General features: G+C 65.1%; 22 protein-coding genes. 7 read left to right on the forward strand and 15 right to left on the reverse strand.

Features of this window, described 5'->3' with window-relative positions; genetic code table 11:
- Window positions 1-24: 24 nt before the first annotated feature.
- From BRSPCE3_RS05025 to BRSPCE3_RS05070, 10 genes are all read right to left on the reverse strand, one after another.
- Entirely contained in the window at window positions 25-1,239 is a 1,215-nt protein-coding gene (locus tag BRSPCE3_RS05025) for an MFS transporter (protein WP_244064582.1), read from the reverse strand.
- A 26-nt stretch (window positions 1,240-1,265) separates the two neighbouring features.
- Window positions 1,266-1,919 carry a DNA oxidative demethylase AlkB gene (gene alkB / locus BRSPCE3_RS05030; protein WP_244064584.1) on the reverse strand — a complete coding sequence of 218 codons (654 nt, stop codon included), beginning with the start codon at window positions 1,917-1,919 and terminating at the stop codon, window positions 1,266-1,268.
- Window positions 1,920-1,932: 13 nt separating this feature from the next.
- Window positions 1,933-2,676 carry a 2OG-Fe(II) oxygenase gene (locus BRSPCE3_RS05035; RefSeq protein WP_244064586.1) on the reverse strand — a complete coding sequence of 248 codons (744 nt, stop codon included), beginning with the start codon at window positions 2,674-2,676 and terminating at the stop codon, window positions 1,933-1,935.
- 160 nt (window positions 2,677-2,836) lie between these two features.
- Window positions 2,837-3,523, reverse strand: coding sequence for a DUF2848 domain-containing protein (locus BRSPCE3_RS05040; RefSeq protein WP_244064588.1), 687 nt, complete (start codon window positions 3,521-3,523; stop codon window positions 2,837-2,839).
- Window positions 3,516-4,865 carry an amidase gene (locus BRSPCE3_RS05045; protein ID WP_244064589.1) on the reverse strand — a complete coding sequence of 450 codons (1,350 nt, stop codon included), beginning with the start codon at window positions 4,863-4,865 and terminating at the stop codon, window positions 3,516-3,518. Before BRSPCE3_RS05045 ends, BRSPCE3_RS05040 begins: the two co-directional genes overlap by 8 nt.
- Before the next feature lie 109 nt (window positions 4,866-4,974).
- Window positions 4,975-5,694, reverse strand: a complete 720-nt coding sequence (locus BRSPCE3_RS05050; RefSeq protein WP_244064591.1) for an ABC transporter ATP-binding protein — start codon at window positions 5,692-5,694, stop codon at window positions 4,975-4,977.
- On the reverse strand, window positions 5,684-6,415 hold the full coding sequence (locus tag BRSPCE3_RS05055) for an ABC transporter ATP-binding protein (protein ID WP_244064592.1): 732 nt from the start codon (window positions 6,413-6,415) through the stop codon (window positions 5,684-5,686). Before BRSPCE3_RS05055 ends, BRSPCE3_RS05050 begins: the two co-directional genes overlap by 11 nt.
- Complete coding sequence (locus BRSPCE3_RS05060) at window positions 6,405-7,325, reverse strand: branched-chain amino acid ABC transporter permease (protein WP_244064593.1); 921 nt, start codon at window positions 7,323-7,325, stop codon at window positions 6,405-6,407. The genes BRSPCE3_RS05055 and BRSPCE3_RS05060 overlap by 11 nt, the downstream gene beginning before the upstream one ends.
- On the reverse strand, window positions 7,318-8,241 hold the full coding sequence (locus tag BRSPCE3_RS05065; protein WP_244064594.1) for a branched-chain amino acid ABC transporter permease: 924 nt from the start codon (window positions 8,239-8,241) through the stop codon (window positions 7,318-7,320). The genes BRSPCE3_RS05060 and BRSPCE3_RS05065 overlap by 8 nt, the downstream gene beginning before the upstream one ends.
- A gap of 45 nt (window positions 8,242-8,286) precedes the next feature.
- Window positions 8,287-9,534, reverse strand: coding sequence for an amino acid ABC transporter substrate-binding protein (locus tag BRSPCE3_RS05070; RefSeq protein ID WP_244064596.1), 1,248 nt, complete (start codon window positions 9,532-9,534; stop codon window positions 8,287-8,289).
- Window positions 9,535-9,778: 244 nt separating this feature from the next.
- On the opposite strand from BRSPCE3_RS05070, the gene BRSPCE3_RS05075 reads away from it, so the two are divergent.
- The 4 genes from BRSPCE3_RS05075 to BRSPCE3_RS05090 all read left to right on the forward strand — a co-directional run bounded on the left by BRSPCE3_RS05075 (window position 9,779) and on the right by BRSPCE3_RS05090 (window position 13,623).
- Entirely contained in the window at window positions 9,779-10,192 is a 414-nt protein-coding gene (locus BRSPCE3_RS05075) for a Zn-ribbon domain-containing OB-fold protein (protein ID WP_050420086.1), read from the forward strand.
- 4 nt (window positions 10,193-10,196) lie between these two features.
- On the forward strand, window positions 10,197-11,336 hold the full coding sequence (locus tag BRSPCE3_RS05080; RefSeq protein WP_021079893.1) for a chemotaxis protein CheR: 1,140 nt from the start codon (window positions 10,197-10,199) through the stop codon (window positions 11,334-11,336).
- Between the two features lie 107 nt (window positions 11,337-11,443).
- Window positions 11,444-12,358, forward strand: coding sequence for an SDR family oxidoreductase (locus tag BRSPCE3_RS05085; protein WP_028338734.1), 915 nt, complete (start codon window positions 11,444-11,446; stop codon window positions 12,356-12,358).
- 152 nt (window positions 12,359-12,510) lie between these two features.
- Entirely contained in the window at window positions 12,511-13,623 is a 1,113-nt protein-coding gene (locus tag BRSPCE3_RS05090; RefSeq protein ID WP_244064597.1) for an SMP-30/gluconolactonase/LRE family protein, read from the forward strand.
- Window positions 13,624-13,668: 45 nt separating this feature from the next.
- Here the strand turns inward: BRSPCE3_RS05090 and ppc are convergent, their stop codons facing one another.
- The 3 genes from ppc to BRSPCE3_RS05105 form a co-directional block, all read right to left on the reverse strand.
- Window positions 13,669-16,476, reverse strand: coding sequence for a phosphoenolpyruvate carboxylase (gene ppc, locus BRSPCE3_RS05095; protein WP_244064598.1), 2,808 nt, complete (start codon window positions 16,474-16,476; stop codon window positions 13,669-13,671).
- 232 nt (window positions 16,477-16,708) lie between these two features.
- Window positions 16,709-18,253, reverse strand: coding sequence for an acyl-CoA synthetase (locus BRSPCE3_RS05100; RefSeq protein WP_244064599.1), 1,545 nt, complete (start codon window positions 18,251-18,253; stop codon window positions 16,709-16,711).
- Between the two features lie 84 nt (window positions 18,254-18,337).
- A complete protein-coding gene (locus BRSPCE3_RS05105) occupies window positions 18,338-19,150 on the reverse strand; it encodes a crotonase/enoyl-CoA hydratase family protein (protein WP_244064601.1) in 813 nt (270 codons plus the stop codon).
- Between the two features lie 101 nt (window positions 19,151-19,251).
- Between BRSPCE3_RS05105 and BRSPCE3_RS05110 the strand changes: the two genes are divergently transcribed.
- Together BRSPCE3_RS05110 and BRSPCE3_RS05115 are read left to right on the forward strand one after the other, a co-directional pair.
- A complete protein-coding gene (locus tag BRSPCE3_RS05110) occupies window positions 19,252-20,127 on the forward strand; it encodes an SDR family oxidoreductase (RefSeq protein ID WP_244064602.1) in 876 nt (291 codons plus the stop codon).
- A 245-nt stretch (window positions 20,128-20,372) separates the two neighbouring features.
- Window positions 20,373-21,953, forward strand: coding sequence for a fatty acid--CoA ligase (locus BRSPCE3_RS05115; protein ID WP_244064603.1), 1,581 nt, complete (start codon window positions 20,373-20,375; stop codon window positions 21,951-21,953).
- A gap of 150 nt (window positions 21,954-22,103) precedes the next feature.
- On the opposite strand, the gene BRSPCE3_RS05120 is transcribed toward BRSPCE3_RS05115, so the two are convergent.
- Together BRSPCE3_RS05120 and BRSPCE3_RS05125 are read right to left on the reverse strand one after the other, a co-directional pair.
- Window positions 22,104-22,577 carry a GFA family protein gene (locus BRSPCE3_RS05120; RefSeq protein WP_244064604.1) on the reverse strand — a complete coding sequence of 158 codons (474 nt, stop codon included), beginning with the start codon at window positions 22,575-22,577 and terminating at the stop codon, window positions 22,104-22,106.
- 26 nt (window positions 22,578-22,603) lie between these two features.
- Window positions 22,604-23,878, reverse strand: coding sequence for an acyl-CoA dehydrogenase family protein (locus BRSPCE3_RS05125; RefSeq protein ID WP_244064606.1), 1,275 nt, complete (start codon window positions 23,876-23,878; stop codon window positions 22,604-22,606).
- Window positions 23,879-24,098: 220 nt separating this feature from the next.
- On the opposite strand from BRSPCE3_RS05125, the gene BRSPCE3_RS05130 reads away from it, so the two are divergent.
- Window positions 24,099-24,878 (forward strand): enoyl-CoA hydratase-related protein, encoded by a 780-nt coding sequence (locus BRSPCE3_RS05130; RefSeq protein ID WP_244064607.1) that lies wholly within the window; start codon window positions 24,099-24,101, stop codon window positions 24,876-24,878.
- The last annotated feature ends 125 nt before the right edge of the window (window positions 24,879-25,003 follow it).

A 25,003-nucleotide genomic window follows, 5' to 3' on the forward strand; every position in this document is an offset into this window, starting at 1 on the left:
TCTGATTGAATCAGAACCAAAGCTCTAGGCGCTCTTGGCGCCGCGTTGCAGCCGCGACGCGGCGATCACGAGCAGGCCGGCGCCGGCGACCGACCAGCAGGCGACCGGCGCCCAATGCACCAGCGGCGCATAGTCCGGGATCTTCTGCAGGCCGCCCGCGACCGCTGCCATCCGCGCAAAGGTCGCAAGCGCGAGCGCCGAGAACACCAGCCCCGTGACCTTGCCCTCCGCGCCGGTCTCGCCGATCGCGAGCGCTGCCGACACCGCGCTCATCAGCATGCAGCCCCAGGCGGCGCCCGCCATGAACTGCGCCACGATCAGGACGTTGAGGCTGCCGGCGATCTCGGCGGCGACGATCGCGAAGGCGCCGAGCAGTCCCGCCGCGCCCATCACGATCAGGCCGCCGCGATGCTTGACGACGATGCTCGCCGGGAACATCGCGATGTTGAAGCCGATCCAGAACACCGGCATCAGCCATTGCAGCTCGTTCGATTTGGCAAAGCGCAAATAAAACGGTGCGCTGTTGATGTTGAAATGCAGCTGATAGCCGAGCGAGAGCAGCACCATCGATCCGATCAGGAACATCGGCACTGCGCCGAGCCGCCTTGCGGGCGCGGCGAGCCGCACGGGCTCTGTTTCCGCCGCGACGCGGCGCTCGATCCCGGAAAACGCGAGCGCCGTCAGCAGCAGCACCGCGCCTGACAGCACGAACGGCAGCCGCGCATCGTGATCGCGCAGCACGACGCCGAGATAGGGCGAGACCGCACCGGCGATGCCGTAGCCCAGCATCGCGAGCGCGGCGAGGAACGGGACCGACGGTTGCGCGCGATACTTGCCGAGCAACGTCAGCGGCGGCGCGCGCAACGCCGACGATGTGACGGCCCAGACCACGATCAGCGCGATCAGCCAGACTTTTGCGCCCGGCCCGGTGCCCGCCACATAAGGCAGCGCGATGAAGGCGGCGCAGGAGATCGCGGCGAGGATGCCGACGAACACACCGAGCCGGCCGACCAGGCTCGCAATCCTGTCGGCAGCCATGCCCATCGCGGTATCGGTGACGGTGAAAATGCCCTGATCCATCATCAGGATCAGGATGACGGTCGTGGGCGCGATGCCGACATCGGCGCACAGCTTCGGCAGATAGATCAGGTAGGTGGTCCAGCCCAGCGTGAAGACGAGCTGCAGCACGGCGAGATAGACGCCGGTGCGGTTGACGGCGTGGTCGGCCTTGGTGGTCATCCGCCAACTCTAGACCACCCGGCGCGTCAACGCACCTTGCGGAAGGTCAAATTGATGCGTTGGCGGCCCAGCGCGCCGTGCTCGCCCTCGGAGAGCGGCGCGACCCCATGATAAAATAACCGTGACGGCCCGCCCCATACCGCGACATCGCCATGTTCGAGCCGGTAGCGGCGCGGCGTGTCGCTGCGCTTCAGGCCGCCGAACAGGAAGGTTGCCGGCAGCCCGAGCGAGATCGAGACAATCGGTGCGCCGTAGTCGAGCTCGTCCTTGTCCTGATGCAGCGACAGTTTTGCGCCAGGCACATAGCGATTGATCAGGCAGGCCTGCGGCGCGAAGCCGTTGAAGCCAGCCTCGGCGGCGGCGCTGGCGGCGAGCGTTCGCAACACCTCGGGCATCTCCGGCCAGGGCTGTCCCGTATCAGGATCGATCGGATCATAGCGATAGCCGCTGGGATCGGAGACCCAGCCGACGCTACCGCAATTGGTCATCGCAACCGACATGCGGTGGCCGCCCGGCGTGACCAGATGCCGGAACGGCGCCTGCTTGACGATCACGCGCAAGGCTGGAATCAGGTCAGCCTCGAACGGCCGCACGAAGCCGCGCAACAACACCGCGCCGTCCGCGATGGTCTCGCGTGGCGGCCGAGCATCGCCAATGGTCTCGAACAGATCAGCGGCCACGCGTCTCTCGCACTCACTTCGCGTCGTGGAAGATCACACCAACGGTGTGGCGATGGCCGGACCTGATCCGGCTGACGCCGTGGCGCAGATTGACACGATAGGGCCCGCGTGTCCCCTGCACCGGACGGTGATGCACGGCAAAGGCCACCGCATCGCCCTTGGTCAGCGGCACCACCTCGGGCCGAGACTGCATCCGCGGCCGCTGCTCGGCCAGCACGAACTCGCCGCCGGTGAAATCGCGCCCGGGCTGCGACAGCAGGATCGCGACCTGGATCGGAAACACGTGCTCGCCATAGAGATCCTGGTGCAAGCAGTTGTAGTCGCCCTCGCCATATTGCAGCAGCAGCGGCGTCGGCCGCGTCTGCCCGGCGTCGTGGCACCGTTTCAGGAACGCCGCGTGCGAGGAGGGGTAGTTGATCTCGATCCCCATCGTCTGGTTCCAGCGATTGGCGGTCGCGGTCAGCCGCGCATACAGCGCCGGCCGCAACTCCGCGATCAGGTCCGGCAGCGGATAGGAGAAATATTTGTACTCGCCGCGGCCGAAGCCATGGCGGCCCATCACGACCTTGCTGCGGAACCGGCCGTCGTCGGGATACAGCGCGGCAATGGCGTCGCATTCCTCAGGCGTCAGCAGGCCGTTGAGGACGGCGCACCCCTGCCCGTCGAGGTCGGTCGTAATATAGTCCCAGTCGAGCGCGTCGACGCGAGCCGGGATGCCGGTGGCCGGGCGGGTGAGGGTTTTGGCGGTTGCTGTCATGAGGCAGAATCTGGCCCTTGATCGCCGCTGGCGCCACCCGATTTCCGACAGAAACATGCCGGAGGACGTTCCCCATTCTCGGTGTCGTCCCGGCGAAAGCCGGGACGACGTGCGGAGAGAGCGTCGGTCATCTCTCAACGAAACGACGCGCGGAAACAGATCATCCCCTAACCGGCAGCGTCACCACGTCGTAGCCGTGGCTGATCTTTCGCTTCAGCACCGGGTCTTCCAGCTCGAACTCGAAGCGGCTGGCGGGGCGGATGCCGCCCTTGGCGGCGAAGGTGCCGCCGAACATGGCGCAGCCGTCGGGCAACGCACTCTTGTCGAAGCCGCGCACGATCAGGTCCTTCACCGGCAGCATGTGATCGAGAGTGCCTTCCTGGTAGAGCACGCGCTGGCCGCCGATCGTGGCCCAGGAGCGTAGGATCAGCTGGTCCCAGTGACCGATGACGTCCTCGAGTTCCCACAATTCAGACGCCATCGGCTTGTCGCACATCTGCTTCGACACCGTGACGCTGTAGCTCTCGACCTTGCGGTCGGTATGGTCAGAGCCGCAACCGACGAAGGTGCGGCCCTGCCAGCCGATCAGCACGAACTCGACCTCGCCGCTGGAGTCCTCGCCGCAGACTTCGATGGCATCGGCGAAGGTGAGCCGGCGCGCCGAGCAGCGGTAGTAGATCGGCGTGGTCGCTGGCCGCGCGATGCCGAGCGCTTCGAGCTCGGCGATGTGCTTGTCGCGCGCCACCGGATCGCGGCCGGTCCAGCCGGCGATCACGGCCTGCTTGATTTCCAGCGTAAGCGGCGTCGCGACGCCCTTGTCGTCGACGTTGAAGGTGAGATCAAACACGGATGACGGTCTCCATTCCGGCCGCAAGCTCGAAGATGCGGCGATCCGAACCACCCGCGGCAGCGAGCATCAGGCCGACCGGCGCCTCGCCCTCGCGATGCGCGGGCAGCGAGATCGAGCAGCCATCGAGCACGTTGATCAGCGAGGGATTGCGCAGCGCGCGTAAATTCTCCGTGGCGAACGCCTTATCGTCGGCGAGCGCGGCGATGGTCGGCGGCAGGTTCGCCGTGGTCGGCAGCACCAACGCGTCGTAGGGTGCGATGCGTGCCCCGGTCCGGGCGATGAACGACCGCCGCGCATTAACGAGGTCGATATAGTCGGCAGCAAGAAAACCCTCGCCGCGCTGGATCCGCACCGCGACGCGGGGATCGTAGATATCGCCCTTGCTGGCCAGCAGGAAGCGGTGCCAGGCATAGCTCTCGGCCGCCGAAAACCCGCCCTTGGCGTTCATCACGCCGACATCATGGAATTCGGGCACCTCGATGCGCTCGATCAAGGCGCCGGCGCGCGACAGCGAAGCGAGCGCGCGTTCGAAGGTTTTTGCGACGGTATCGTCGAGGTCGTCGAGCGCGACCGTGGTCGGCACCGCAAGCCTCATCCCCTTCACCGGGCGCGGGACGAGCGGCGTCACGGGCTCGTCGGCCAGCACCGCATCGAGCACGGCACAGCAGGCCACCGAATTGGCCAGCGGGCCATAGCTGTCGAGCGTGAACGACAACGGCACGCCGCCATCGAGCGGAATCCGGCGCTGCGTCGGCTTGTAGCCGACGATGCCGTTGAAGGCGGCCGGGATCCGGCAGGAGCCGCCGGTGTCGGTGCCGAGCGCGCCGAACGCCATGCCGTCGGCGATCGAGACCGCCGCACCCGAGGACGAGCCGCCGGGCACGTGGCCGACGCTCCGATTCCAGGCGCTCTTCGGCGTGCCGTAATGCGGATTGATGCCGATGCCGGAATAGGCGAACTCGGTCATGTTGGTACGGCCGATCACGACAAAGCCGGCGCGCTTGAGCCGCGCCACGACGGGCGCATCGGCATCCGCCGGCGCGGAATCATCCAGCGCGCGGGAGCCGGCGCGGCTCACCTGCCCCTTGATGTCGAACAGGTCCTTGATCGAGACCGGAATGCCGGCAAACGGCGACGGCGCCGCGTTGGCCTTGCGCAGCCGGTCCATGGCGTCGGCGGCGTCCAGTGCGGCATCACGGTCGACATGGATGAAGGTGCGCTGGCCCTCGCCTGCCGGATCGGCAATCCTGGCGATGCACTGCTCGACGAGCTTGCGGGCGGAAGTCGCGCCGCTGGCGAGATCGGCGGCAAGGGAGGCGAGTGTCGGATTTTTGGGCATGGCTTTCACTTCACGGCTTGCACTTGACGGCGTGCGCTTCACGGCAGCAGCCGATTGTTGCGCGAACCGGGGCCGATTTCCAGTGCGCCGGCCCCGCCTCGCATCACTATCATTTCAGTCCGAAATAGGCGCGGTGCAGCTCTTCATTGCCGCTCATCTCGGCAACCGTGCCGGAGAAGCGGATCCGCCCGCCTTCCAGCACGAAGACGCGGGTGGCAATCTCGAGGAAGCCGATATTCTGTTCGGCGATCAGGAGCGCCAGTCCGCGGCCCTGCAGGCTCGACAACGCGCGCAGCACCTCCTTGACGAACAGCGGCGACAGCCCGGCCGAGGGCTCGTCCATGACCAGCAGCTTCGGCTCGGCCGACAGCGCCTTGGCAATACCGAGCATCTTGCGCTGGCCGCCGGACAGGCTGGAGGCCGGATCGCGGCGCTTGTCGCGCAGCACCGGAAACAGGCCGTACAATTCGTCGACCCGCGCGCCCGGATTGGCGTGGCCCAGCGCCTGCGCGCCGACCCGGATGTTCTCCTCGATCGACAGATCGGGAAACACCGCGAGCTCCGACATGTAGGTCATGCCGCGCTTCATGCGATCGGACGATCGCATCTTCGTGATGTCCTCGCCGCCGAGCTTGATATGGCCGCTGCGGGCCTCGATCAAGCCGACCAGCGACTTCAGGAACGTGGTCTTGCCCGCGCCATTGGCGCCGAGCAGCAGCACGGTCTCGCCGGGGCGGACGTCGAGATCGACGCCCCACAACACCTGCATGGTGCCGTAGCCGGCATCGACGCCGCCGGCGTCAAGAAGCGGCATCGCATCAGTGGGCATGCTCGCCTCCCAAGAACACCTCGATCACCTGCGGCTCGCGCACCGCGGTCGCGAGCGTGCCCTCAAAGATCTCCTTGCCCGCATTGAGCACGATGACGCGGTCGGTGATCTGCTCGATGAAGCCCATCAGATGCTCGACCACGATGATCGCCATGCCGGTCGCGGCCAAGGCCTTGATGCGGCCGGCGATCCAGTCGAGCTCGGCCGGGTTGAGGCCGGCGGCGAGCTCGTCGAGTAGCAGCAGCCGCGGCCGTGTCGCGAGCGCGCGGGTCAGATCGAGCATCTTCTGCTGCGCGCTGTTGAGATCGGCGGCCGGACGGTCGGCGACCTCCTTGAGGCGGTACTTCTCAAGCAATTCGGCGATCGACGGCGGCGTGCCGGTCGCGCCGCCATAGGCCAGCGCCACCTGGATGTTCTCACGCACCGTCAGCGACAGGAACGGCTTCGGCACCTGGAAGGTGCGGTTGATGCCGCGGTGAACCAGTCTGTGCGAGGCAACGCCGCCCGAGGACGCGCCGTCGAACACGACCTCGCCGCCGTCGGGCGCATAGAGCCCGGAGATCACGTTGATCGCCGTGGTCTTGCCGGACCCGTTCGGACCAACGAGGCCAAGGATCTCACCGGGAACAACGTGGAAGCTGAGGCCGTCGAGCGCGTGGAAGCCGCCGAAGCGCTTGACCAGCTTCGAGACCTTGAGGATGGAGTTCTGCTCAGGGGACATGCCACCCCCTGCGCGTTGCCAGCGACACCAGCCCTGCGGGCAGGAACAGCACCAGTCCCATGATCAACAGGCCGTAGATCAGCTGGAAATATTGCGGCGTGGTGAAGCCGATCAGATTGTAGATGCCATAGAGGATCAGCACGCCGACGATCGGTCCGGTGACGGTGGCAACGCCGCCAAACAGCGCGAACACGATGGCGAAGATCGAGAACTCGCCGGAGAATACGTTGTCCGGATAGAACACCGAAACGTACCAGGCATAGATGCCGCCGGCGAGGCCCGCGACCAGCGCCGAGGCGAGCCAGGCGATCACCCGCATCTTGATGATGTTGACGCCGGCCATCGAGGCCGACACCGCATCCTCGCGCACGGCCTGCAGCGCAAGGCCGAACGGCGAGTTCTTGAGATAGATCACCGCGCCGACCGTCAGCGCCATCACGACGACTGCGGCATAATACGCATGCGTCGGGTTGAACGTACCGGTGAGCGACACGCCGTAGGGCCCCTTGGTGATGCCCTCCAGCGCCGGGTTGGCGACGAAGTGCAGCACCGCGAGCGAGGCCGCGAGATTCGCGATCGCGAAATAAGCGCCCGACAGCCGCAGCAGCGGCGTCAGCAACAGGCCGAGCGCGACCGCGACGGCGCCGCCGACAAGCACGGCGAGGGGCGCAGGCGTCTGCAGATGCATCACCATGATGGCGAAGCCATAAGCGCCGGCACCGAAGAAGCCGACATAGCCGAACGGCAGATAGCCGGTGAAGCCATAGATGATGTTCACGCCCTGCGCGAGGATCAGGAAGATCACGAAGTTGAACAGCAGCAGATGGTTTTGATAGGCGCCGGGCAGCAGTGCGAACACCACGACCAGTGGCGCCAGGATGAACAGCAGGTGTTTCGAGGCGCTATGCAACGCGCACCCGCCTTCCGAGCAGACCGCTCGGGCGCAGCAACAGGATCACGATCAACAACACATAGGGCAGCAGGTCGGCCCAGGAACTGAGATAGGTCTGCACCAGCATGTAGCACAGGCCGTAGACGACACCGCCGAGCGCGGTGCCGAGCGGATTGCCGAGCGAGCCGAGCACGACGATTGCAAACGATGTCACCGTCGCATCGGCGCCGAACGCCGGCGTCACCGAGCCGAACATGAAGGGCGCGAACACGCCGGCGACCGCCGCGATGCCGAGCCCGATGCCGAACGCGGCCGCCGAGACGCGATCGACGTCGATGCCGGTCGCCAAGGCCTCGTCACGGCGTGACATCACCGCACGGGTCAAGGTGCCGAGCCGCGTGTGGTAGAGATAGAGGTAGACCAGCCCGATCGCGATCAGGCTGGTGATCGCCGCGATCACCCAGGGCGCCGGAAAGCCCTGGCCGAAGATCTGGATCGGCCCAGCGCCAGCGGCCTTGCCGCCCAACCACTTCACCTTGATGGTCGTGAAAACCGTGCCGAGCAGCCGGCTCTGGATCGAGCGCTCGCTGGTTCCGGCGAAGATCGTAGTGACGGCCTCGATCACCTGCGACAGGCCGAAGAACAGGATGATCGACAGCATTTCCGGGTTGGCCGAGCCCTGCAGCCGCGGCACCAGCACCCAGTATAGCAGCACGCCGGCGAGCACGAAGACCATAAACGCCAGCGGCACAGCGAACAGCGGATCGATGCCGGCAATGCCGACCACGCCCAGCGCGATGAACGCACCGAGCATCAGGATATCGCCATGCGCAAGGTTGACGATGCGCATGACGCCGAACACGAGATTGAGACCGATGCCGACCAGGCTGAAATACAGCCCGAACAGCACGCCGGCAACGAGCGCATAGGTCATGCTATCGCTCGCCGCCGAAGGTTACGCCTGCCGCCCTCACCTGCATCACGGCGCCGGATAGATCGGCTTGCCGGTGGCGGTCTCGTGCGGATAGATCGAGACGAACTTGATGTGATCGTGCTCGTCGACCGTGAGCTGGCCGAGCGGCGTCAACTCGCCGATCTGCCCGCCGGTCTCATCCAGCGCGAAGGTGCCATCGAGCGTCTTGAGCTGGCCTGAGAGCGAGAACACCGCGCGGCGCAGCTCCATCTGGTCGAGGCTGGCCGCAACCGACAGCGTCTTCTCGATCACCAGCGCCGTGGTGTAGCCGGCCACCGCGTTGAAGCCGAACTCCATCTTGCCGTCGTTGTACTTCTTGGTCCAGGCGGCGCGGAAATCCTTCATGTTCATGCCGAAATTGACGGGATAATCCAGCTCCGACGGCGGCACATAGGTCCAGATGTGCTCGAGACCCTTGGCGCCGACGTTCTTCTCGAGCAGCTCGGTCTCGAGGCCGGCATAGATCGCGAACAGCATCTTGAACTTGGTGCCGACGTCCTGGACGTTGCGCAGGAAGGCGATGTCGTTCGGCGCGTAGCCGAAATGGATCACCGCGTCCGGATTGGCGTTGCTGATATTGTTGATGATGACGTTGTAGTTGGTGGTCTCGGTCGGAACGCCCTGGTCATAGACGATCTCGATCGGCGCGCCGGACTCCTTGACGAACTTGCGGAACGCATTGGCCTGGGTGCCAGTGAACTCGTTGGTCGCGTAGAGGATCGCGATCTTCTTGATGCCGAGGCCGGGACCGTCATGGCTGATGAAGTCAGCCACCGGCTTCGGCCAGACCGTCGACACAGGGTCGGCCATCAGCGCGATGTAGGGATTGTCCTTGGAGAAGAAGCTTGCGCCGGTGCCGGTCTGGTCGAACAGGAACATCTTGTGGTCGCGCGCGATCGCAACCGCGGGCGCCGTCAGCACCGATCCGGAATCGGCGACCAGCAGGTCGACCTTATCCTGGGTGACGAGCTGGTTATAAAGCGTCGCCGCGGTCGCCGTGTTGCTCTGGTCGTCATAGGACACGAGCTTGATCGGGATTTTCTTGTCGAACGCCTTCACGAACACGCCGCCCTCGGCGTTCTTCTGCTCGACCCACAATTTCAGCGAGCTGTAGACCGGCATAGAGATCGAGGCGTAACGCCCCGAGGACGCGTAGAGCGTGCCGATCTTGATCTCCGACGGTGCGTCGGCGGCCATCGCCTGCGTTGCGAATGCGAGGCTGGCAGCGAGTGCCGCGCCGATGATCCTCAGCATGATATTATTCCTCCCGGGCTCTTTTGGACGTGTCTTGGACATGTCTTGGACGTAGCTTCGACGCGGCCCTTCTACGCGCCGGATCGGAGCGACACAAGCATCGCGGCCTTAGCAATTGTGCGAGGGGCGGAATATGCGGCATGCGCGGAACACAGGCCGCTGTGCGCGGCATGGATGGGCCGTTGACGGCCGTTGGTCCGATGGCGCATCAAGACCATAACGATTTCGGGAGGAGACATCAGACATGGCCGAGCCCGCGCGCGCGAAACCAAAGCCGACACCTGAGACCCAGCATTTCTGGGACGGCACCAAGGCCGGCGAGCTGCGCCTGCAGCGCTGCGACGCCTGCGCCAATGTCTACTTTCCACCGCGGCCGTTCTGCCCCTCCTGTGCCTCGCGCAAGGTCTCGGTTTTCAAGGCCAGCGGCAAGGGCAAGCTCTACAGCTACGTCATCAACCACCGTCCCGCCGCCCCCGGCTTCACGCCGCCTTATGCGATCGCGGTGGTCGAGCTCGACGAGGGTCCGCGCATGATGAGCAACATCATCGATTGTCCGCAGACGCCGGAAGCGCTGGAGCTCGACATGCCGCTCGAGGTCGCCTTCGAGGCGCTCGACGACAAGATCACTCTTCCCCTCTTCCGCCCGGCAAAGGGGTAATGTGATGCGCAGGAATCAGGTTGCCGTCGTCGGTGCGGCCGAAACCACCGAGCTCGGCGTGATCCCCAACATGTCGCAGATCCAGCTGCACGCGGACGCGGCGCTGAATGCGATCGCGGATGCTGGGCTGAAGCTGTCCGACATCGACGGCTTCGCCACCGCCGTCGAGACCCCGCAGCAGATGGCGCATTATCTCGGCATCACGCCGACTTGGGTCGACGGCACCTCGGTCGGCGGCTGCTCGTTCATGCTGCATGTCCGCCACGCCGCGGCCGCGATCGAGGCCGGCCTGTGCAAGACCGTGCTGATCACCCATGCCGAGAGCGGCAAGTCGATGATCGGCAAGCAGCCGCGCTTCACCGCACCCGACAGCCTCAACGGCCAGTTCGAGTCACCGTTCGGCGTCTACGGGCCGCCGAGCATGTTCCCGATTCCGGTGCTGCGCTTCATGAAGACGCACGGCATCACGCATGAGCAACTCGCAATGGTGGCGGTCGTGCAGCGCGAATGGGCGGCGAAGAACCCGCGCGCGACCATGAAAGATCCGATCACGGTCGCCGACGTCCTGAACTCGCGGATGATCGCCTATCCGTTCCGGCTGCTGCAATGCTGCCTCGTCACCGACGGTGGCGGCGCGCTGATCCTGACCTCGGCCGACCGCGCCAAGGATTTTCCGCAGAAGCCGGTCTACATCCTCGGCACCGGCGAGAGCGTGGAAACGCCGATGGTCAGCCAGATGAAGACCTTCGACTCATCCCGCGCCTTCAAGGTGGCGGGCCCGCTGGCATTCAAGGAGGCCGGCATCACCCACAAGGACGTCGATCATCTGATGATCTACGACGCCTTCGCGCATCTGCCGCTCTACGGCCTCGGCGACCTCGGCTTCATGCCCCATGAGGAAACCGGCAAGTTCATCGCCGACGGCAACACCCGCCCCGGCGGCAAGCTGCCGCTCAACACCAATGGCGGCGGGCTGAGCTACATGCACTCCGGCATGTACGGCATGTACGCGCTGCAGGAGAGCGTGCGGCAGATGCGCGGCATCGCGCCGGCGCAAGTGCCGAACGCCAAGATCTCGGTCTGCCACGGCGTCGGCGGCATGTTCGCCGCAAGCGGCACGATCATCTTTACGAACGAGAAGTAACAACCTCCGTCATTCCGGGATGGTCCGAAGGACCAGACCCGGAATCTCGAGATTCCGGGTTCGCACTTCGTGCGCCCCGGAATGACGGACATAGCAAGGAGAACCACATGGCAAAATCACTGCAGGATAAAGTCATCATCGTCACCGGCGCGGGCCGCGGCATCGGCCGCGAGATCGCGCTGCTGTGCGCGGCGGAGGGCGCCAAGGTCGTGGTCAACGATCCCGGCGGCGCAGCCGACGGCGGCGGCTCGAGCGCGGCACCCGCCGAGGAAGTGGTCGAGGAGATCAAGAAGCGCGGCGGCACGGCCGTGGCCAATTTCGAGTCGGTGGCGGAAGCCATTCCGGCGAGCAAGATCGTCAAGACCGCGACCGATCATTTCGGCCGGCTCGACGGCGTCGTCAACAATGCCGGCATCCTGCGCGACATGATCTTCCACAAGATGAGCGTGGAAGCCTTCGAGGCCGTCATCAAGGTGCATCTGATGGGCTCGTTCTATGTCAGCCACGCCGCGGCGCGGATCTACCGCGAGCAGGAGTCAGGTTCGTTCGTGCACTTCACCTCGACCTCCGGCCTGATCGGCAATTACGGACAGGCCAACTACGCCGCCGCCAAGCTCGGCATCGTCGGCCTGTCGAAATCGATCGCGCTCGACATGGGCCGCTTCAACGTGCGCTCGAACTGCGTGTCGCCGTTCGCCTGGACCCGCATGATCGGCACCATCCCGACCGAGACCGATGCCGAGAAGGCGCGCGTCGAGAAGATCAAGCAGATGGGCCCGGAGAAGATCGCGCCGGTCTGCGCCTATCTGCTCTCGGACGCCGCCAAGGACGTCACCGGCCAGATCTTCGGCGTGCGCATGAACGAGATCTTCCTGTTCGGCCAGCATCGTCCGGTGCGCTCAGTGCATCGCGGCGAAGGCTGGACGCCGGAGACCATTGCCGAACATGGCATGCCGGCGCTGAAGGGATCGTTCGCCAAGCTCGACCGCTCCGCCGACGTCTTCACCTGGGACCCGATCTGAACTTCGATCTGACAGTTTTATGAAACGTCGCCTCGACGAGAACGCCGGGGCGACACACTCCTTGGTTGTTTCTTCATCGCGCGCCCGCATTGTGCCAGAATTGCGGGGGTATGATCCTCCTCCCGATAACAAAAAAGACTGGGAGGACTTTCGTGACAAATCCAAGCAACACTGAGAAACACCAGGGCGACGGAACGAAGGCGTTCGACCGTCGAACGATCTTGCGCGGCGTAACCGCGCTTGCTGCAACTGCGATGGCCGCATCCGATGCTGCGGCGCGCGACTTCGGCCCCAATGCGGAGCCGCAGCGCTATCCCGACCCGGATATCGTCGTGATCGACGACAAGCGCTTCAAGGCCAAGGTCGGCAACACCGCGATCAAGCGACTCTACACCGGCTGTCTGTGGGCCGAAGGGCCCGCCTGGAACGCGCAGGGCCAGTATCTGGTGTGGAGCGACATCCCGGCCAACCGGCAGCTGCGCTATCTCGACGATGACGGCCACATCTCCGAGCAGTTCCACAAGCCGTCGAACGAGGCCAACGGCTCGACCTTCGATTTCGAGGGTCGCCAGATCACCGCCGAACGCACCCGGCTGGTGCGCTACGAGCACGACGGCAGCGTGACGTCATTGGCGGAGCAGGCGGGCGGCAAGCAGCTCAACGGACCCAACGACATGGTCGTGCATCCCAACGACAAGTCGATCTGGTTCACCGATCCCGGCTACGGCGCAGTCTCGATCTATGAGGGCCAACTGGCCAACACCGGATCGAAGCAGCCCTATCAGAAGGAAGCGGTCTATCGCATCGATGCCGCAACCGGGCAGATCACCAAGGTCGCCGACGAACCGTTCAAGCCGAACGGCATCGCCTTCAGCCACGACTACAAGAAGGTCTATGTCTGCGATACCGGCATCACGCATTATCCAAACGCGAAAAACATCGTCTGGCAGTACGACCTGAACGGCGACAAGCTCTCCAACCCGCGTACGCTGATCGACATGACGCTGGACGGCAAGTCGGGCTTCCCGGATGGCATGCGGGTCGATATCGACGGCAACATCTGGGTCGGCGCCGGTTGGGTCGGACCGGGCTATGACGGCGTGCAGGTGTTCGCGCCCGACGGCCAGCGGATCGGCCAGATCCTGCTGCCCGAGACCTGCGCCAATCTCACCTTCGGCGGCAAGAAGCGCAACCGCCTGTTCATGACCGCGAGCCAGTCGCTCTATGCGGTCTATGTGGAGACGAAGGGCGCGCACAACTGCTGACGCAAATACGCTGTCGTCCCTGCGAAAGCAGGGACGACACAGCAATTAGCCGCTGTTCCTGAGTCCCGCCGAAATCCCGTTGATCGTGATCTGGATCCCGCGCAGCACCTGCTCGTCGGGGTTGTGCGCGCGATGCATCTTCAGCAGCTCGACCTGCACATGGTTGAGCGGATCCATATAGGGGAAGCGGTTGCGGATGCCGCGCTCCAGCAGCGGGTTACCCTGCAGCAGCCGGTCGTGGCCCATGATGTCGAGCAGTGTCTCGATCGACAGATGCCACTCGCGGCGGATCTGGCCGAAGATCTTCTCGCGTAGCGCGACGTCGGGTACCAGCTCGGCATAGCGCGAGGCGATCGCGATCGAGCTCTTCGCCAGCACCATGTCCATGTTGGACAGCAGCGTGCGGAAGAACGGCCATTCCCGGTAGAGCTCCTGCAGGAACGGCATGCCCTGCTCCGGGTGCTCCGCGATCCAGGTTTCGACCGCAGCGCCAAAACCATACCAGCCCGGCAGCATCAGCCGGCATTGCGCCCAGGAGAACACCCAGGGAATCGCGCGAAGGTCTTCGATCTCGCGGGTCTTCTTGCGCGAGGCCGGACGGCTGCCGATGTTCAAGGTCGCGATCTCGTTGATCACGGTCGAACCCCAGAAGTAGTCGGCGAAACCTGGCGTCTCGTAGACGAGCCCGCGATAGGCCTTGAACGCGAGCGCGGAAATCTCCTCCATCGCCCTGAGATATTCCGGGCGCGGTGCGCTCTGCCGCGGCTGCAGCAGGCTGGTCTCCAGCGTCGCCGCGGCGAGAATCTCCAGATTGCTGCGGCCGACCTCGGCATTGGAATATTTCGAGGAGATGATTTCGCCCTGCTCGGTGATGCGGATCTGGCCGTTCACCGCGCCGCCTGGCTGCGCGATGATCGCATCATAGCTCGGGCCGCCGCCGCGGCCGACCGAGCCGCCGCGGCCGTGGAACAGGCGCAGCCGCACGCCATGCCGCTCGAACACCTCGACGAGGCCGATCTCGGCCTTGTAGAGCTCCCAGCCCGAGGTGACGAAGCCGCCATCCTTGTTGCTGTCGGAATAGCCGAGCATCACCTCCTGCACGCTACCGAGACTGTCGACCAGCTTGCGATAGTCGTGCAGCACCAGCATGCGGTCCATGATGCCGCTGGACGCCTGCAGATCCTCGATGGTCTCGAACAGCGGCACGATGTTGATCGCGCTGCGGCCGGACGGATTGACGAGGCCCACCTCCTTCAGCAGCACCGCGACTTCGAGCATGTCGGACATGCCCTTGCACATCGAGATGATGCATTGGGAGATCACCTCGGGGCCGAACCTTGCATGCGCCTCGGCCGCCGCCCGGAACACCGCGAGCTCGCCCAGGGTCTCCTCGGAATATTTGACGAAGGGCGAGGCCAGCGGTCGCGCGCTGCGCAATTCGCCGAGCAGCAGGCTGACGCGCGCCTCCTCGCCGAGCGCCAGGTACGACGTGCCGGGATTGGCGGTGTCGAGCAACTCGGCGACGGTGCGCTCGTGCACCGCCGAATTCTGGCGGATGTCGAGCCGCGCCAGATGGAAACCGAAGCAATCCACCGCCCGCCGCAACTGCCGCAGCCGGCCGCGCGCGATCACGCTGGAATTGTTCGCAATCAGCGAGCGATTCAGCACATCGAGATCGGCCTGGAATTCCCGGACGCTCGCATAGGGCTCCGCCTTGCCGACCGGCGGCCGCGTGGTCTCGACCTCGAGCCGCATCGCGGTGGCCGCGAGCCGCGCATAGATGCCGGACACGGCAAGACGATAAGGCTCGCCGCTGCGATGCGGTGACGTGTCCGGAGAGCGCTCGGCAAGGATCCGCAGTTCGTCCGAGACATCGGCGAGATGCGCCGCCAGCGACAGCTCGGCGCCGAGTGCATGCAGCTCCTCGAGATAGAAACTGAGCACCCGGCTCGACTGCAGCCGCAGCGTGCCGCGCATCACCTCCGCGGTGACGAACGGATTGCCGTCGCGGTCGCCGCCGATCCAGCTTCCCATCCGGAGGAACGAGGCGACCTCGCCGGCCTCACCGCCCTCCTTGTTCAGCCGATCCTCCAGCGCACAATGCAGCCGCGGGACTTCCTGCAGGAAGGTGTAGTCGTAGAACGACAGGCCGTTGGCGACCTCGTCGAGCACGGTCAGCTTGGTCCGGCGCAGCAGATTGGTCTGCCACAGCGTCACGACGGCGCGGCGCAGCTGCTCGTCGCTGGCCTCGCTCTCGTCCGGCGTCATCTGCAGCCGCTCGCGGCGGTCGAGCAGATCCGCGATCTCCATCTCGCGGTCCATCGTGCTCTTGCGGCGGACCTCGGTCGGATGCGCGGTCAGGACCGGGCTGACCAGAGCGCTCTCGAAGAAGTCGCGCAAATCGGCCGGGCTGAGGCCGGCCTGACGGGCGTGCACCAGCGTCTGTTCTAGCGTGCTCGGCCGCGGCGCCCCGCCCGGGCCGCGGCTGCGCATCTGGCGGATGTTGTTCTGGTCCTCGGCAATGTTGGCGAGGTGGGAGAAATAGCTGAAGGCGCGGACGATCTGCAGCGTCTCGGCGATCGACATGCCGTCGAGGATGCCTTCCAGCTCCCGCCGCGCCAGCTTGTCCTCGTTCCGGTGGAACCGGACCGAGGTCTGGCGGATGCGCTCCACCAGGTCGAAGACATCAGCCCCTTCCTGGTCGCGTACGGTGTCGCCGAGGACGCGCCCGAGCAGCCGGATGTCGTTCCGGAGCCGCGCGTCCTCCTCCTGTGCCGCCTTCTCAAGGAGACTGGCTTCGGCAGCGCTCTCGGCACGGATCTCGGTTTCGGACGGCATGGTCTGGGGAGACATGGCTGGCTACACTCCAGAGGCTGCCCGGGTCCTTCCGAGTGTGCGCTTTTTTTGCCGCAGCGCAAGATGAACTTGGTGGCGGTGCACCACACCAATGTCGTCCCTACGAAGGTGGGGACCCATAACCACCGGCGTTTGTGGTGAAAGCGGGCTGGGGCCACAGCGTCGCGCAGCACCGCCGCTTGTGGTTATGGGTCCCGGCCTACGCCGGGACGACAGTGAGTTCGTGGCCCTAGATCCTACGCCCCGCCCGCTCCCAATAGGGGTCGCGCAGCCGGCGCTTGAAGATTTTTCCGGAATCCTCGCGCGGCAGGTTGGTCTGAATCTCGATGTGCTTGGGTACCTTATAATCGGCAAGCGCGGTCTTGAGCTGGGCGCGGACGGAGGCGATGTCCAGCGTGACGCCCGGCTGCGGCTCGACCACCGCCATCAGCGCCTCGCCGAACTCGGTATCGGGGATACCGAACACCGCGCAGTCGTGCACGCCGGGCACCGCATGCAGCACGGCCTCGATCTCGGCCGGATAGATGTTGACGCCGCCCGAGATCACCATGTCGCGCTTGCGGTCGCAGATGAAGACGTAGCCGTCGGCATCGATATAGCCGACGTCGCCCGAGGTGATGAATCCCTGGCGGTCGATCTCGGCGCGCTTCTCGGATTTGTTGTGATAGGTGAAATCGGGATTGCCCGCGATCCGCGAATAGATCTCGCCGATCTGGCCCTGCGCTACCTCGCGGCCGTCGTCGCCGATGAAGCGAAGCTCGGCGCCGGGCGAGATCTTGCCGACCGTGCCGGGCTTCTTCAGCGCGTCCTCGGAATTGGCGAAGGTCACCGCACCCGACTCGGTCGATCCGTAGAATTCGTAGATCACCGGCCCCCACCATTCGATCATGGCGCGCTTGACGTCGGGCGGACACGGCGCGGCGGCATGGATGATGTGGCGGAGCGACGACATGTCGTACTTCCGGCGGATCTCCTCCGGCAGCTTCATGAGGCGGATGAACATCGTCGGCACCATGAAGATGGTGTCGATCTTCTCGCGCTCGATCAGCTGTAGAAACTCCTCGGCGTCGAAGCGCGGCATCAGCACCAGCGCGCCGCCGAGCCTGCCCGAACGCAGCCCGAAGGAATTCGGCGCGGAATGATAGAGCGGTCCCGGCAGGATCGCGCGTGCCCCCGGCTTCAGGCCGTAGATCATCCCGCGCATCGCTTCTGCATTCGCAGTCTGCTCCGGCGTCGGCGCGAAGCGGCGCACGCCCTTCGGATGGCCGGTCGTGCCCGAGGTGTAGATCATGTTCTGCGGCTGCGGCACCACCGGGCCGTCATAGCGCGGGAATTGCGCCAGCCAGGATTCGAAATCGATCGCGAAATCCGGCGTCGCCAGATGATCGGGATTGATCTTGTAGTTGGCGAGGATTTCCGGTGGCGTCGGTACGCTCAGCACGGTGACACCATCGGGGATCGCGCCGCGCAGCGGATGCAGCATGTCGGCATGGCCGATCAGGACGCGCGTGCCGGAATCCGTCAGCACGTAGTTGATCTCCTCCGGCTTGAAGTGCCAGTTGACCGGCACGCCATAGGCGCCGAGCCGCATCGCTGCGTAGGCCGCCTCGATGAAGGCGATGTCGTTGCGCATCAGCATGCAGACGCTGTCGCCCGGCTTGACGCCGAGCCTGTTCAGGCCGCTGGCAATACGCTCGGTGCGCTCGGCCACCGCGGCGTGATCGCGTCGGCGACCGCCGCTGACGATACCGAGGAAGGGCTTTGACGTTTCCATTGCCGTGGTCCGATCTTGTGTCGGGTTTTACTTCGTCATTCCGGGGCGGTCCGCAGGACCGAACCCGGAATGATAGCGTAACGGTTATCCGACATCCGCAAACCTTGGCGCGCGCTTCTCCAGATTGGCGCGCACGGATTCGGTCTGGTTCGGGCTGCCGAGCAGTTTTTGCTGCTCGACGGATTCCGCGAGCAGCGCGGCCGCCGGATCGACCGGCAGATTGTTCAACATCCGCTTGGCGGCGCGGATCGCATCCGGGCTCTTGCCGGCGATCTCGCGCGCGACTTCGAGCGCAGCGGCGCGCGGATCGTCGCAGACGCGGGTGGCGAGGCCGTAACTTTGAGCCTCCTGCGCCGAGAAGATGCGGCCGGTGTAGGTGAGCTCGCGCAGGATGTCGTCGCGCACCAGGCTCGCGAGGATCGGTGTGCCCGCCATGTCGGGGACAAGGCCCCATTTGATCTCCATGATCGACATCCGCGCGTCGGTTGAGAGGAAGCGCATGTCGGCGCCAAGCGCGAGCTGGAAGCCGCCGCCGAAGGCGACGCCATGGACTGCAGCGATGACGGGCACCGGAAGCTGGCGCCAGCCCCAGACCGCCTGCTGCGCGGCATTGGCCTTGCCGTGGGTCCGGATGGTGAGATCGCGGTTCGCGCCGCCCGGCACCCCATTACCGCCGTCCTTCATGGCGGCGAAACGGCCCATGTCGAGGCCGGCGCAGAAGGCGCGGCCCTCGCCTGAGAGCACCACCACCCGGACGCCTTTTTCCTTGGAAAGCCGGTCGGTTGCAGCGACCAATGCCTCGAACATCGCGGCATCGAGCGCGTTCATCTTGTCCGCCCGCACCAGCCGGACATCGGCGATACCGTCTGAAATCGATATCGAAACGCGATCTTCCATCATTCCCTCCGCTTCGTTCCCTGAGTTGGCGCTTTACACAAAGGCCGTTGTCCGCTTTTAGTCAATCGACCAATTAACTGACAACCCCCGTGGAGGAAACGATGTTCACCAATCAGCTTCTTGCCGGGCGGCGCATCCTGGTAACCGGTGGTGGCACTGGCCTCGGCAAGTCGATGGCCACCCGGTTCCTGCAACTCGGGGCCGAGGTGCATATCTGCGGGCGCCGCAAGAGCGTTTGCGACGAGACCGCCACCGAGCTGATGGCCGAGCATGGCGGACGCGTCGTCAGCCACGGTGTCGATATCCGCAACGCGATGGCGGTCGACGAGATGATCGAGGCGATCTGGACCACCAGCGGCCCCCTCACCGATCTCATCAACAACGCCGCCGGCAATTTCATCTCGCGCTCCGAAGAGCTGTCGCCACGCGGTTTCGACGCCGTCGCCAACATCGTGATGCACGGCACCTTCTACGTGACGCACGCGGTGGGCCGGCGCTGGATCGCAGGCGGGCATCGCGGCAACGTGGTGTCGATCACCGTGACCTGGGTGCGCAACGGCTCGCCTTACGTGGTGCCGTCGGCGATGAGCAAGTCGGCGATCCATGCCATGACCATGTCGCTCGCGATCGAATGGGGCCGCCACGGCATCCGCCTCAACACCATCGCCCCCGGCGAGATCCCGACCGAGGGCATGAGCAAGCGTATCAAGCCCGGCGACGAGGCCGGCGCGCGTACCAAGGCGATGAACCCGATGGGCCGGGTCGGCACCATGGAGGAGCTGCAAAACCTCGCGGTGTTCCTGATCTCCGGAGGCTGCGACTGGATCAACGGCGAGACCATCGCCATGGACGGCGCGCAGGCGCTGGCGATGGGCGGCAATTTCTACCAGCTGCGCGACTGGAGCGACGACGACTGGACCAAGGCGCGCGACTCGATCAAGGCGCAGAACGAGAAGGATCGCGCGGCGCGAGGCTGAGGCACGCGTACCTGCCGCAATCACCACTGTCGTCCCGGCGAAGGCCGGGACCCATAACCACCGCTCGAAAACATTGAGCACGCTGGGGCGACAGCGTGCTCGATAACTGAATCCTGTGGTTATGGGTCCCGGGTCAAGCCCGGGACGACGCTGGGGATATAGCGCACCCACCTCCCCCCGTATTGTTTTTCCCGCGCGATGCCGCCACACTCCGCGCAACCAAAACAAGACGTCACGGGGGAAACATGTCCGACGCGCCGAAGCTGAGCAACCTTGCCGACATGGTGCGCGACCGCGCCAACAGCCGCGGCGACGCGCTGGCCTATGAGTTCGAGGGGCGGCAAACCAGTTTCGCCGAATTCGACACCAACACCAACCGTGTCGCCAACGCGCTGGTCGCGATGGGCATCAGGAAAGGCGAGCGCATCGCCTATCTCGGCAAGAACAGCGACTTCTATTTCGAATTGCTGATGGGGGCGATGAAGGCCGGCGTGGTGATGGCGCCGGTGAACTGGCGCCTCGCAGGCCCCGAGGTCGCCTTCATCGTCGACGATTGCAAAGCCCCCATTCTGTTCGTCGGTCCTGAGTTCATCACGCAGGCGCGCAACATCAGCGACAAGCTGCCCAGCGTCCGCAGCATCATCACGACCGAGGGCGGCGCGCCGGAATGGCCCGACTATCTGGCGTGGCGCGACGCGCAGAGCGGCGACGACCCGCGCGTTGCGATCGAGCCGAAGGACATCGCGATCCAGCTCTACACCTCGGGCACCACGGGCAAGCCTAAAGGCGCGATGCTGTCGCACGCCAACTTCCTCAATCTGGTGCAGAGCGGCAACGAGGCCGAGAAGCCGGAATGGAACCGGTGGACCACCGACGACGTCTCGCTGGTCGCGATGCCGATCTTCCACATCGGTGGCTCCGGCTGGGGCGTGATGGGGCTCTATCACGGCGCCCGCGGCGTGATCGCCCGCGAGTTCGACCCGACCAAGGTGCTCGACTTCTTCGAGCAGTCCGGCATCACCAAATTGTTCATGGTGCCGGCCGCGATGCAGTTCGTGGTGCGGCAGCCGCGCGCGCGGCAGGTCGATTTTTCCCGCCTGAAATACATGCTGTACGGCGCCTCGCCGATCCCGGCGGCGCTGCTCAAAGAGTGCATCGAGGTCTTCAAATGCGGCTTCGTGCAGATGTACGGCATGACCGAGACGACAGGCACCATCGTCGCGCTGCCGCCGGAGGATCACATCGAAGGGCTCGACCGGATGCGCTCGGCCGGCAAGGCGCTGCCCGGCATCGAGCTCGCGATCCTCGATCCGGACGGCAAGCCGCTGCCGCCGGGCGAAGTCGGCGAGATCGCCACCCGCTCCGGCTCCAACATGGCCGGCTACTGGAATCTACCGGAGGCCACCGCCCGCACCATCGATAGCGACGGCTGGCTGCGCACCGGCGATGCCGGCTACATGGATAAAGACGGTTATCTCTACATCCACGACCGCATCAAGGACATGATCATCTCCGGCGGCGAGAACATCTATCCGGCCGAAGTCGAGAGCGCGCTGTGCGATCACCCTGATGTCGCCGAAGCCGCCGTGATCGGCATCCCCGACGACAAATGGGGCGAGGCGGTGAAGGCCGTGGTGGTGATGAAGCCGGGCAAGAGCGCGACCGCGACCGACATCATCAACTTCACCCGCGAGCGGATCGCCGGCTACAAGACGCCGAAATCGGTCGACTTCATCCCGGCGCTGCCGCGCAACCCGTCGGGCAAGATTCTGCGGCGGAGCTTGCGTGAGCCGTACTGGGCGGGGAAAGATCGGCAGGTGAATTAACCTGCCCCGTCGTCCCGGCGAAGGCCGGGACCCATTACCACCGTTGTTGGTGGTGGTAAGACCCTGGGGCCACAGCCCGCTCAACCGACAACCGACCGTGGTTATGGGTCCCGGCCTTCGCCGGGACGACGATGGAGAGCGTGGTTCGCATCACGCCTCCTTCGTCCTCTCCCGCATCGTGCGCCAGCGCAGCTGCGCCTCCTCCGGCCAGACCTCTCGCCGATCGTAATACTCGGCAAACACGTTCGCGCCTGGCGGGAACGTCACCCAGGGCTGCTTCGACGACGTGAAGATGTGGACATCCGGCGGGCACTGGCCCGGATCGTCCAGCGTGCCGACGCGGACGAAGCGGACCGCCGGTCCCGAGCCCGGATAATTGCTCCACACCGCGACCTTGCAGCGCGGGCAACGCGCGATCTTTTGGCCCTTGCCGCTCGCCGACGGCGTGTCGACGATCTCCGGCTCGGCCGCGACGTGTTCGACCCGCTCGGCCTCGTACATCGCGTTCAGCGCGTGCACGGTGCCGGTCTCGCGCTGGCACCAGGTGCAGTGGCAGGCATGCACGATCAACGGCCTGCCGTTGAGGCGGTAGCGGACGTTTCTGCAGGTGCATCCACCCTCCATGTCGTACCGCCTCCTCTGTTTGGGTCTCAGTGCTTGCCGGCTCCCATGTAGCCGAACAGGAAGCCCGCCACCTTGCGCTTCTGGATTTCCTCGCTGCCTTCGGTGATGCGATAGCGGCGATGATGGCGGTAGATGTGCTCGAACGGCTTGTGGCGCGAATAGCCCATGCCGCCATGCACCTGCATCGCGCGGTCGGCGGCCTCGCAACACAGCCGGTTTGCCCAGAAGTTGCACATCGAAACCCGATCCGACAGCGTGTGCTCGACCTGTGCCTGGGTGAGTTGGTCCATCTCCCAGGCGGTCTTGCGGATCAGCAGCCGCAGCATCTCGGCCTGGGTCGCGAGCTCGACCAGCGGCCACTGGATCGCCTGGTTCTCGGCCAGCGCCTTGCCGAACGGCTTGCGCTCGCGAGCATACTTCACGCTCTCGTTGATGCAGTAGACTGCGGCTCCCAGCGAACTCGCCGCCTGCCGGATGCGGTTCTCATGGACAAAACATTGCGCCAGCGACAGGCCGCGGCCGACCTCGCCGAACTGCGCATCCTCGGGCACGAACACGTCGGTGAAGCTGACGCGCGGATGATCGGTCGGCATGTTGAAGGTCCACATATACTCCTCGACCTTCACGCCCGGCGACTTCGCAGGCACCAGGAAGCAGCTGATGCCGCGCGCATCCCCGTCATTGCCGGAGGTGCGGGCAAACAGCGCGCAGTGGGTCGCGACATGCATGCCGGTCGTCCACATCTTCTCGCCGTTGATGATCCAGCCCTTGACGTTGTCGCGCGTGGCCGGCACCGCCTTGGTTTCCATGTGCGTGGCGTCGGAGCCATGCTCGGGCTCAGTCAGGCCGAACGTGATGCGGTAGGTGCCCGTGATCGAGCCGTCGATCATCGCCTTCTGCTCGTCGGTTCCGTAACGATCGAGCATGGTCACGAGCGGGAGATTGCCGACGATCGAATGCTCGTTCTGCAGGTCGTTGTGCAGACCGAGCCCCTTCGAGGCAAAATGCTCGCGGATCACGGCCATCCAGAGATTGGAGCCGTCCTTGCCGCCGTAACGCTTCGGGATCGCGAAACGCAGATGGCCGGCGGCGTCGGCGAGATTCTTGACCTTGCGCAGCAGCAGTTCCCATTCACGGCGCGGCAGGCCGCCCTTGTCGAAATCGGTGCGCGCCCATTCGCGCCGGTGATCGAAGAAGCGGATGTTGTCGTCAGCTTCTTCCAGCGGCTTGATCTCGCGTTCGATGAACTGGTCGAGCTCGGCGAGATAAGCGGTCAGGTCAGCCGGCAGATTGAAATCCAAGGCGGTCACTCCCGAAGAACTTGTTGTTTCTGGTTTTGCGTTTAGGCGCTATCGCAGATGCCCATTCGAACCGATTAAGGTGAGAAGCGCGCCGCCAAGTCAAGCAGGCGGGTGAGGCTTGCGCGCGCGGTCGCGTTGCGTAATTGGATGGCACGGAACGGCGCGCAGGCGCTAGGATATCGGCAATATTCTTCGCCGCAGAAAATCGACGGGAGCAAACATGGATCTGAAATTCTCCAAGGTGACGCGCAAGGGTCCCATCACCATCGTGACGCTGTCGCGGCCCGAGGTTTACAACGCGTTGCACATCGACGCGCATTTCGAGCTCAACAAGGTGTTCGACGACTTCTCCGCCGATCCCGAGCAGTGGGTCGCGATCGTCACCGGCGCCGGCGACAAGGCGTTCTGCGCCGGCAACGACCTGAAATGGCAGGCCGCGGGCGGCAAGCGCGGCTGGGACAAGGGCGGCTTCGGCGGCCTGACCACCCGCTTCGACTGCGACAAGCCGATTATCGCCGCCGTCAACGGCGTCGCTATGGGTGGTGGCTTCGAGGTTGCGCTGGCCTGCGACCTGATCATTGCGGCGGAGAATGCGACCTTCGCCCTGCCCGAGCCGCGCGTCGGTCTCGCGGCGCTTGCCGGCGGCTTGCAGCGGCTGCCGCGCCAGATCGGCCTGAAGCGCGCCATGGGCATGATCCTGACCGCGCGCCACGTCAGCGCCAAGGAAGGCCTCGAGCTCGGCTTCGTCAACGAGGTGGTGCCGCAGGGTGAGGCCTTGGCCGCCGCCGAGCGCTGGGCCGAGACCATCACCAAGAACTCGCCGATGTCGATCCGCGCCTCCAAGCAGGCGATCCAGAAGGGCCTCGAAGTCTCGCTCGAGCAGGCCATGACCGAGCAGCGCGAATATCCGGCCGTGAAGGCGATGGCCGCCTCGCAGGATTACATCGAGGGCCCGAAGGCATTTTCGGAGAAGCGCCCGCCGAAGTGGCTGGGGCGGTAACCGCTCTCTCCACTGGTCGTCCCGGCGAAGGCCGGGACCCATACTCCGCAGCCGGTGTTGTGAACGGGATCGTCGTTCCGGCAGTGCGTTACAACCAATATTTGTGGTTATGGGTCCCGGCCTTC

Origin of the sequence: Bradyrhizobium sp. Ce-3, from assembly GCF_022835695.1 — a bacterium.
Taxonomy (GTDB): Bacteria; Pseudomonadota; Alphaproteobacteria; order Rhizobiales; family Xanthobacteraceae; genus Bradyrhizobium.